General features: G+C 74.8%; 7 protein-coding genes. 5 read left to right on the plus strand and 2 right to left on the minus strand.

Annotated features, from left to right (window positions below; genetic code table 11):
- The first annotated feature begins 11 nt into the window (after positions 1 to 11).
- The 5 genes from E1165_RS06120 to E1165_RS06140 all read left to right on the plus strand — a co-directional run bounded on the left by E1165_RS06120 (position 12) and on the right by E1165_RS06140 (position 5,893).
- Positions 12 to 3,107 carry a non-ribosomal peptide synthetase gene (locus E1165_RS06120; protein ID WP_207916658.1) on the plus strand — a complete coding sequence of 1,032 codons (3,096 nt, stop codon included), beginning with the start codon at positions 12 to 14 and terminating at the stop codon, positions 3,105 to 3,107.
- A 2-nt stretch (positions 3,108 to 3,109) separates the two neighbouring features.
- Positions 3,110 to 3,397 carry an acyl carrier protein gene (locus tag E1165_RS06125; RefSeq protein WP_132388560.1) on the plus strand — a complete coding sequence of 96 codons (288 nt, stop codon included), beginning with the start codon at positions 3,110 to 3,112 and terminating at the stop codon, positions 3,395 to 3,397.
- 45 nt (positions 3,398 to 3,442) lie between these two features.
- Complete coding sequence (locus E1165_RS06130) at positions 3,443 to 4,891, plus strand: condensation domain-containing protein (RefSeq protein ID WP_132388562.1); 1,449 nt, start codon at positions 3,443 to 3,445, stop codon at positions 4,889 to 4,891.
- A gap of 144 nt (positions 4,892 to 5,035) precedes the next feature.
- The gene (locus E1165_RS06135; RefSeq protein WP_207916661.1) at positions 5,036 to 5,446 is read left to right on the plus strand and encodes a spore-associated protein A; all 411 of its coding nucleotides are present in this window, start codon (positions 5,036 to 5,038) and stop codon (positions 5,444 to 5,446) included.
- A 33-nt stretch (positions 5,447 to 5,479) separates the two neighbouring features.
- Positions 5,480 to 5,893, plus strand: coding sequence for a spore-associated protein A (locus E1165_RS06140; protein ID WP_132388564.1), 414 nt, complete (start codon positions 5,480 to 5,482; stop codon positions 5,891 to 5,893).
- A gap of 138 nt (positions 5,894 to 6,031) precedes the next feature.
- Here the strand turns inward: E1165_RS06140 and E1165_RS06145 are convergent, their stop codons facing one another.
- Both E1165_RS06145 and E1165_RS06150 read right to left on the minus strand, forming a co-directional pair.
- Complete coding sequence (locus tag E1165_RS06145; RefSeq protein ID WP_132388566.1) at positions 6,032 to 6,919, minus strand: NBR1-Ig-like domain-containing protein; 888 nt, start codon at positions 6,917 to 6,919, stop codon at positions 6,032 to 6,034.
- A 185-nt stretch (positions 6,920 to 7,104) separates the two neighbouring features.
- A complete protein-coding gene (locus tag E1165_RS06150) occupies positions 7,105 to 10,053 on the minus strand; it encodes a glycoside hydrolase family 2 TIM barrel-domain containing protein (RefSeq protein ID WP_132388568.1) in 2,949 nt (982 codons plus the stop codon).
- Positions 10,054 to 10,137 lie beyond the last annotated feature (84 nt).

Raw genomic sequence — 10,137 nt, forward strand, 5'->3', positions numbered from 1 at the left:
GAGGAGCACATGTGGGCACCGCCGAGGCGACCTTCGCGCAGCACGCCGTCTGGTTCACCGAGCAGGCCGGGGTGGCCGGCACGGCGTACCACATGGCGGTTGCTGTCCGGTTCGCCGCCGACCTCGACCGACGGGCCCTCGTCGCGGCGTGCGCCGCGGTGACCGAACAACATCCGGTCCTGGCCGCCCGGATCGTCACCGACGACGACGGCGTTGCCCAGCTGGCTCCGGCGGACAGCCGCCCGGTGGTCGCGGTGGGGGAGTGGACCGAGGCCCGGGTCACCGAGGAGATCGCCCGTCCGCACGACCTGACCACCGGCCCGCTGGCCCGGTTCACCCTGCTGACCGGCCCGGACGGCACCCACCTGCTGCTGGTCACCGCGCACCACCTGGCCTTCGACGGCATGTCCAAGGACGTGCTCGTCGGCGACCTGGCCGCCGCGTACGCCGCCGCCCGCGCCGGTGGTCCGGCCGCGCCGCCGTCACGCGCCGACGGGTACGCCGGTCTCGCCGCCGCCGAGCAGCAACGCGTCGCCGCCGACCTGCCCGCCGCCCGCGACCACTGGGCACGGCACTGGTCCGGCCCCGGTGACGTCGTCCTGCCCGGCCTGCGCCGGCTGCCCACCGGCGCGGAACCCGGCGAAGCCGTGCCCCTGGACCTGCCCGCCGACCTGGTCGAGGGCGTCGACCGGGCCGCCCGGTCGATCGGGGTGACCCGCTTCGAGCTGCTGTTCGCCGTGCTGCACGCCCTGCTGGAGCGGTACGGCAACCGGGGCGCGCCGGTCGGGGTGGCCCTGTCGACCCGCACCCCGGACCAGGCCGCCCGGGTCGGGCTGTTCGTCAACGAGCTGCCCGTCGCGGTCGCCCCGGCACGGGGCACGTTCCGCGATCACGCCCGCGCCGTCCGGGCCCGCCTGCGCGAGGTGTACCGGCACCGCGCGGTGCCGCTGGCCCACGCCGTGTCAGGGTTGCGGCCCGCCCCGGCACTGACCCCGGTCAGCGTCGCGTACCGGCGGCGCGGCGCGGAACCGGTGTTCCCCGGCGTGGCCAGCGAGGTCGAGTGGACGCTGTTCTGCGGCGCCGCCCGCAACGCCCTGCACGTGCAGATCGTGGCTGCCCCGACGGGCGTCACGGTGAGCCTCCAGCACAGCCCGGCGGCCATCGACTCCGACTCCGTACGGCGGATCGGCGGGCACCTGCGCACCATGCTGACCGCCGTGGCCGCCGACCCCGACCGCCCGGTGGCGGACCTGCCGGTGCTGCCCGACGACGAACTCCACCGGGTCACCCGCGCCGTGAACGCCACCGGGCGGGCGTACCCCGCCGTGACGGTGCCGGCCCTGTTCGCCGCGCGGGTCGCCGCCGCACCGGACGCGCCGGCCCTGGTCGACGGTGACCGGACACTGACGTACGCCCAGCTCGACGCCGCCGCCACCCGGCTCGCCGCGCTGCTGGGCCAGCGCGGGGTCGGCCCCGGCACGCTGGTGGCCGTCGCGCTGGACCGTTCCTGGCAGGCGGTGGTGACCGTGCTGGCGGTGCTGCGCCGCCGCGCCGCCTACCTGCCGGTCGACCCGGGCAACCCGCCGGCACGGCAGGAGGCGATTCTCAGCGACGCCGCCCCGGCGCTGGTCGTGACGGGCGCCGCCGCCGAGCTGGGCCGGCCCACCCTCGCCCTCGACGGGACCGACCTGCTCGACGGCCCGGTCCCGACCCGAACCGGGACCGCCGACGGGCCGCCGGCCGTCGACGACCTCGCGTACGTGCTCTACACCTCCGGGTCGACCGGCCGGCCCAAGGGTGTGGCGGTGCGGCACGGCGCGTTGGCGAACCTGCTGCTGGGGGTCCGCGACCTGCTGGGTGGCGGACCACGGGACCGGTGGCTGCACCTGACGTCGCTGTCGTTCGACATCTCCACCGTGGAGGTCTTCCTGCCGCTGGTCACCGGTGGCACGGTGGTGGTCGCCTCGACGGTCAGCGCGCTGGACGGCGCCGGTGTGCTGCGGCTGGTCCGCGACGCCGGCGTGACCCACGTCCAGGCCACCCCGTCGGGTTGGCGGGTGCTGCTGGACGCCGGTCTCGGCACGCCGGCCGTCGACGGCGGGGGCAGGCCGGCGCCGCTGGTCGCCCTCGCCGGCGGGGAGGCGCTGCCGGTCGCCCTCGCGCGGGAACTGCGGGCCCGCACCGCCCGCCTGGTCAACGGGTACGGGCCGACGGAGGCGACCGTCTACGCGACGATGGCGGAGATCCCCGTCGATCCCGACGAGGTCACCATCGGCCGGCCGTTGCCGAACGTGCGGGCGTACGTTCTCGACGAGGCCCGCCGGCCGGTGCCCATCGGGTTGCCTGGCGAGCTGTGCCTGGGCGGTGCCGGGCTGGCCGCCGGCTACCGGGGGCGGGCCGACCTCACCGCCGAGCGGTTCGTGCCGGACCCGTTCGGGCGGGCCGGCGAGTTCCTCTACCGCACCGGCGACCGCTGCCGGTGGCTGCCCGACGGGCGGATCGAGTTCCTCGGCCGTCTCGACGACCAGGTCAAGATCCGGGGGCACCGGGTGGAGCTGGGCGAGATCGACGCCAGGTTGCTCGACCATCCGGGCGTGGCCGCGGCGGCCACCGCGCTCCGGCCGGACGCGGAGGAGCCGCGCCTCGTCGCGTACGTGGTGGGCCGCGAGGGGGTTGCCCCGCAGCCGGCGGAGCTGCGCCAGCATCTGGCGTCGACCCTGCCACAGGCTGTGCTGCCCACCGACTACGTGGTGCTCGACCGGCTGCCCCTGAACCCGAACGGCAAGGTCGACCGCGCCGCGCTGCCCGCTCCGGCGCCCCGGGACCCCCTCGGGGAGGCGTCGGGCGGGTCGGCCCCCGACAGCGGGACCGGCGACGACCCGGTGGTGGCGCAGCTGCGCCAGATCTGGCAGGAGGTGCTGCGTGTCCCCGACATCGGCGTGCACGAGGACCTGTTCGACCTGGGTGGGCACTCGCTGACCATCACCCGGATCAGCGGCCGGATCCAGCAGCGGCTCGGGGTCGAGGTGCCGCTGGACGCCTTCTTCGAGACCCCGACCATCGCCGAGATCGCCGAGGTCGTCCGACAGTCCGGAAAGGAGTTCTGACCATGGGTGGCACCGACCTGCGTAGCCGGATCGCGGAACTGGTGAGCGAGGCCACGGCCGGAGAGGTCGCGGCGGCCGACGTGCTCGCCGGCGGGTCGATGGTCGCCCTCGGGGTGGACTCCCTCGGCCTGCTGCGCCTGGTCGACGCGCTCGAGCTGGAGTACGGCGTCGAGGTGGAGCTGGCCGGCGCCGGCCGTCCCCTGGACACGCTGGACGACCTGGTGGAGCTGGTGAGCGCGGCCGGGCAGGCCGCCACCGGGTCCGGCGGGGATGGGCGGGCGGTGAGCTGAGCAGTCGCCTCGCCCCGGGACGGGACGCGAAGGGTGGAGGACCGCGTGGGATCGCCTGACACGGTTGGCGCGCCGCCGACGCGGCACACCCGGCTCGGCGTCGAGTTCGTGGGCGCCCCCGCGTCGGCCGCGCCCCTCACCTGGGGTCAGCAGGCGCTGTGGGCGGCGATCCGACGCCGTGGTCGCGAACAGATCCTGATGAGTCTGCGGCGGGTCGTCGCGACGCCCCGCCGGGGCCCGGCCGACCTGGCGGGTGTCCTGCGCGCGATCGGGGCCCTGGTGGGCAGGAACAGCTCGCTGCGTACCCGGATCCAGGGGGTCGACGGCGACCTGCGCCAGGTCGTCGCCGCGGCTGGCGAGCTGCCCGTCCTCGTGGTCGACGCGGCGTCGGAGGAGTTCGCGGCGGTGCGGCACGAACCGGCGGCGGTGGCCGCCCGGGTCGCCGACCACCTGGCCGCCACCCCGTTCGACCACGCCCGGGAGTGGCCCCAGCGGTTCGCGCTGGTGCGTGCCGGTGACCGGATCAGTCACGTCGTCGTGGTGTTCAGCCATGTCACCGTCGACGTCGAGGCCGTCGAGACACTGCTGCGCCAGCTGCGGCTGCTGCTGCTCCGGGGCGCCGTCGACGCCCCGGCCGGGCCGCAGTCGGTCGACGTCGCCCGCCGGGAGCAGAACGTCGACCGGCGGCGGTCGGCGCGGGCGGTGGCCTACTGGGTGCGCGGCTTCGCCCGGCTGCCGGCGCAGACACTGCCGTGGGTCGCCCCACCGGCGACGCCCCGGTTCCAGCGGACCGTGCTGGTCTCGGAAGCGGCGGACACCGCGGTCCGGCTGGCCGCCGGGCGCTGCCGCGCCACCAGTTCCACCGTGCTGGTCGCGGCCATCGCGGCGGTGCTGTCGCGGTGGTCCGGCACCGACGTCTGCGGTCTCCACTCGATGGCCAACAACCGGGCCGTCGACGGCTACGCCGACGCGATCGCCAAGCTCAACCAGGTGGGGCTGGTGGTGGTCGACTCGACCGGCGGGCCGAGCTTCGACGACCTGCTGCGCCGGGTCTGGCGGGCGGCGCTGGAGGCGTACCGGCACTCCTACTACGACCCCACGGAGCTGCGTCGGGCCTTCGAGGCGGCGGGGTTGCCCTACGAGGACGGGGTCAGCCCGCACTGCTTCGTCAACGACGTCCGGCTCGCCGCCGACACCCGCCCGCTCGCCCCGGCGGTCGACGAGGCGCGGCTTCGGGCCGCGATGGCCGGCACGTGCGTCACGCCCGCCGAGAGCCTCGACCACTTCACGTGGCGGATGCGCGTCGAGATCACCGACCAGCCCCGGGGTCTGGGCATCGCCGTCACCGGGGACACCAGCCACCTGCCGTCACCGTACGCCGAACGGTTCCTGCGCGACATCGAACGACTGCTCGTCGAGGTGGCCTTCCGCGACCTGCCCTGGCCCTGGCTGCCGTCGGGGGAATCGGACGGGGAGCGCGTCGCCCCCGCCTGAGCCGCCGCTGACCCGACGCTCACCTGGGCGGTATTTCTCCGAATAGTCCACCGGACGATCACTGGACGAAGATCGCTTGGTGTCGACCGGCGCCGGATGCCACCGTCATGGCCAACCACCCACAGCAGAGAGGGAGAACTCTTCGTGCGCATTTCGCAGAAGATCGCCGCGCTGGGACTCGCGTCGGCCGCCGCGACCACGGGAGCCCTGGTCAGCGCGGCACCCGCGCAGGCGGCGCTCTACGGCGGGCAGTGCGGCTCCGGCTACAACGTCGTCAACCTGATCGACCTGCCCGACCTTCGGGGCACGGTGTACCTGACCTACAGCGCGTCGACCGGGAAGAACTGCGTCGTCACCCTGCGGGAGAAGCCGGGTACCGCCACCCTGATGGAGGCGTACCTGCGTCGTTCCGGCACCTCCTCCTGGGTGAAGGACAGCGGCAACTACACCACCTACGCCGGGCCGGTCTACGTGTCGGCGACCGGTTCGTGCGTCGACTGGGGCGGCACCATCGGCACGGCCTCCCGGACCCGTACCGGCACCAACTGCGGCTGACCCGACCGACAGCAAGCACCGGAGGAGACACACATGAAGCTCGTCAAGACCACCGCCGCCACCGTCGCCTGCGCCGCCACCATGGTGGCCGGGGCGCTGGCCGTGGCGTCTCCGGCGTACGCGGCCACCTACGGGGGCGAGTGCGGGGCCGGTTACGCCGTGGTGAACTCCGCCGCGATCGGCTCCAAGGGGACCGTGTTCCTCACCTACAGCTCGTCCACGGGCAAGAACTGCGTGATCGCCAAGCGGAACTCCGCCGGGTCGGCCGTGCTCGTCGAGGCGGGGCTGGCGGTCCACCCGGTGGGGACGCACTGGCCGGCCTTCGACGGCGGCTACTACACCTCCTACGCCGGTCCGATCTACCTGTCCGCCGCGGACAAGTGCGTGGACTGGATGGGCCGGATCAGCGGCACCGAGGGCGGCAAGCGCGGCACCAACTGCGGCTGACCCGCCCCGACGCCCCAGGGTGAGCCGGGCTCCGGCGAGCGCGCGCGCCGCGACGGTGCGGGGGCGAGGACGTGCGCGGCGCAGCCCTGTCGGTGCGACACGGCACCGGCAGGGCTCCGCCGCGTCTGCGGCCGGACGTCACGAGCTGCCGACCCGTACGTCCAGGAAAACCGGACGCTTGAGTGGGAACAGTGTCCGTCCCTGCTCGTCGGCCATCTTCCAGTAGATCTTGCAGGTCCCGGGCGTGCCGGGGGTCCGGACGGGTACCGCGATGTCCACGACCTCACCCGGCCGCGTCTGGGGGATGGGCACCGCCCGTGGAGTCTCGCAGGGGTCTTCGTTGACCCGGGCCAGGAGGCGGTTGGCCCAGATCACGGTGCCCGTGTTGCGGATGCGCCAGATCTTCGTGAACGAGGAGTTCGGCGGCACCAGAGTCCCGTCGGGGTAGGTGACGTCGCCTTCGAACTGGGAGTCGTCGTGGTCCGGGGTGACGGCGGCCGCCGCTGTCCCCCCGACGTCGCCGCTGTCCGTCCGTCGGTCGCCCACGACGAAGACGACGACGGCGCCGGCCAGCACAGCCAGGGCCGCGGCCACGGCGGCGACGATGTGCCGGTGGCCGCGCAGCCGGGGTGACGGCTCGACGGCCGGAGCCGCCCCGCCGCGCCCGGGCCCGCCGCCGTCACCGGCTCGGCCGGTCGTCCCGATCTGCTCGATCCCGCCGGTGTCGGCCGCCGGCACCGTGCCAGCCGTGGGGGCGGCGTCCGTCGGGTTCTGCGCGGCCCTGACCCGCGTCCAGCGCTGCCGCCACTCCTCCTCGGTGGCCATCGGGTCGTGGCCCAGCCGGTCGACGGCGAGGACCCGGACGAACTCCCAGGTCGTCTCCCAGCTGGGCAGAGTCCGGCCCTGGGCGGCGGCGGCCAGCGACGACTTCGAGGCCGCCGCGCCCAGGCGCACGGACATCTCCTCGTACGAGGGATCGCCCGCCTCCTGTTTCAGCCGCCAGAGGCGGTCGGCGAACGCGCCCACCGGGCCCGAACCAGGATCCGGGGGTGTCGGCCGTCGGCCCCTCCGCCGAGGCCCACGATGCTGACCCTGCGTCTCCTTCTCCACTTCCTCCACCTTCGGCAGCACCGACCACGCACGCGCCCGGCGAGCGTCGCGGGCGACGGGAACCTCCCGCCGCCCGCGACGGCAGCCGAACCCCTGCCGGCTCACACCACGGGATCGACCTGCGTCAGGATCACGTGCAGCTGCCGCGTCGAGGGTGTCAGCCGGTATTCCGGCAACACACCCGGCCCGCACGAGGCGGTGCCGACCCCGCCGACGGCCGCGTCCACCGAGATCCAGGTCTCGGTCGCCGCCGGCAGCTCGTGGTCGTGCCGGGTGGCGGCGACCACGGCCCGGGACCAGGGGCGGACGGTCAGCGGCAGGCCAGCCCCGCGTACCCGTAGCGCCCGTGCCCCCAGCTCCACCGTCGCGTCGTCCACGCGGCGTGCCCCGTGCTCCTGGGGGCGGACCGTCCGCACCGCGTAGTCGTCCCGGTCGGCGACGAACGAGCCGTAGCGGGCGCCCTGACCGGTGTCCGGGTACTGCGGGCCCGGTCCCCAGCCGGTCCAGCGCACCCGCGTCGTCGGCGCGGCGAGGCGCAGGTCGATCCCGGCCCGGCCCCAGTCACAGGGCCAGGAGCCGTACGGAACGAGGGTGAGGTCGAGCGCCAGGGAGGTGCCATCGCTCGTCCAGCGCCAGGTCACGTCGACCCCGGCGTCGAGCACGGGGGGTCCGGTCCTCGTCCGTACGACGAACGCGGGCCCGTCCTCGGCTACCTCCACCAGGCGGGTGCGCAGGTCGTCCAGTCGGGCCGCGGCCCAACGGTCGGCGACGGACGGCAGTCCCGGCTCCTCCCAGGCGACGCCGCGATCGTTCTCGGTCGGCGCCCGCCACAGGCTCACCGCCACGTCGTGCAGCGCCAGGGCGCCGAGCCCAACGGGCATGCCGGTGCGCTCGTCGAACGAGGCGGGGCCGAGCTGGACCAGACCGTCGCCGGTCCGTCGCGGCGCGACGCGGCCGGCCTCGAGCGCGCCGACCGGGCGGTCCGGGATGTGCTGGATCCAGGCGACCTCGTGGCCGGCGGCGCAGCCGTCGCCGGCCGTCCGCCGGCGTAGCAGCACGGTCACGGTGGCCGCCAGGGCCGACGGCGGCAGTCGCAGCGGGACGACGGCGCTGGTGCCCGCGGGCACCTCGGGCAGCGTGATGGCCGTGCCCGCCGCGGGCCCGTCGCCGTCGGTCGTCCAGACCGCCTCCAGGTGCGACAGGTCCAGGCTGTGGTAACGGTTGACCACCGTGAGGGTCGACAGGTCCGGCGCCAGTCGCAGGCTGACCGGAGAGAACACCCGCGCCAGGTCTGCCAGGGCCGGTCCTGGTGTCCGGTCGGCGTGGACCAGGCCGTCCACCACGAAGCTGCCGTCGTGCACCCGCTCGCCGAAGTCGCCCCCGTAGAGCTGCACGGGCCGCCCGTCGTCGGTGGTCCCGCCGGCGAGGGCGTGCTCCACCCATTCCCAGATGAACCCGCCGGCCAGGCGCGGGTACCGGTGGAACAGGTCCTGGTACTCGCTGAGGCCGCCCGGACCGTTGCCCATCGCGTGCGCGTACTCGCACAGCACGAACGGCAGCCGCCGCCGGTGCTGCTCGTCGGGGTCGGTGAAGGTCTCGGCGGGCGGCTCGGTGGCGATGGCCTCGACCTCCGGGACGGACGCGTACATCCGCGAGTACACGTCCACGTGCCGGGAACGGGCATCGCCCTCGTAGTGCACCAGGCGGTCGGGGTCGCGGTCCCGGGTCCACCGGGCGATCGCGTCGAGGTTCGCGCCGGTGCCGGCCTCGTTGCCCAGCGACCACATCAGGACGCTGGGGTGGTTCTTGTCCCGCTCCACGGTCCGCCGCATCCGGTCCTGGTAGGCCGGCAGCCAGCGGGCGTCGTCGCTCGGGTTGCCCCGCCAGTCCACCAGCACGAAGCCGTGGGTCTCCAGGTCGTTCTCCAGGATCACGTAGAACCCGAGTTCGTCGGCCAGGTCGAGGAAGTCGGCCTGTGGCGGGTAGTGCGAGGTCCGTACGGCGTTGATGTGGTGCTGCTTCATCAGCAGCAGCTCGGCACGGGCCGCCGCCAGGTCCACGACCCGGCCCCGGTGGGGGTCGTGCTCGTGCCGGTTCACGCCCTTGAGCAGCAGCGGGGTGCCGTTCAGCAGGAGCGTGGCGTCCTCGACGGCGACGGTGCGGAAACCGATGCGCAGGTCCACCGTCTCGGTCGGGGTGCGGACCCGCGCGTCGTGCAGCACGGGCGTCTCGGCGGTCCACGGCGCGACCGACGGCACGTGGTGGTCCACCCCGGTGGCGACCTCGTGCAGGCCGAGCGCGGGCACGCTGATCGTCGCCGGCGCCTCCGCGCCGTCCTCGAGTTCCACGTCCACCCGCAGCGTGCCCGAGCCGTCGCGGTGGTCGTAACCGGCGTGCACGAAGACGTCCCGCACCGCGCCGTGCGGGCGCGCCAGGAGCGTGACACTGCGGAAGATGCCGGGCATCCACCACATGTCCTGGTCCTCCAGGTAGCTGTGGGCGGACCACTGCGCCAGGCGAACCGCCAGCACGTTGGTTCCGGGTCGGAGCACACCGGTACACGCCAGCTCGGTGGTGAGGCGGCTGCCGCGCAGCGTGCCCAGTTCCACGCCGTTGAGCCACACCGTCGCCGCGCCGTCGACGCCCTCGAACCGCAGCACCGAGGGGTGGGCCAGCACCTCGGGCGAGGCGACCAGTTCCAGCCGGTGGTCGGCGACGGGGTTGTCGTCCGGTGGGAACGGCGGGTCCACCGGGAACGGGTAGGCGACGTTCGCGTAGATGGGGGAGCCGTGCCCCTGCAACGGCAGGTGCCCGGGCACCGCCACCGGGGACCAGTCCGCAGGGTCCAGCCGGGCGTCGGCCTGCTGCCAGCCGTCGTCGGCGACGTGGCGCGGTGACGGGCGCAGCCGTACCTGCCACGTGCCGTCGAGCACCTGCCGGGGGGCGTCGGAGCGCAGGTGCGCGCGTGGCGGCAGGGCCCCGCGGCCGGGCAGCGGGGACGCGAGGTCGGCGGGCAGCGGGATCGACGCGGGGGTTGTCCGAGGGGTCACGGTCAGCGGGCTCCTTGTGTCGTCTGGGCGTGTTCCGGGGCACGGGCGGCGGCCGTGGCGTCCCGGCGGCGGGTGCGGTGCGGG

Source organism: Micromonospora sp. KC723, assembly GCF_004348595.1.
Taxonomy (GTDB): domain Bacteria; phylum Actinomycetota; class Actinomycetes; order Mycobacteriales; family Micromonosporaceae; genus Micromonospora.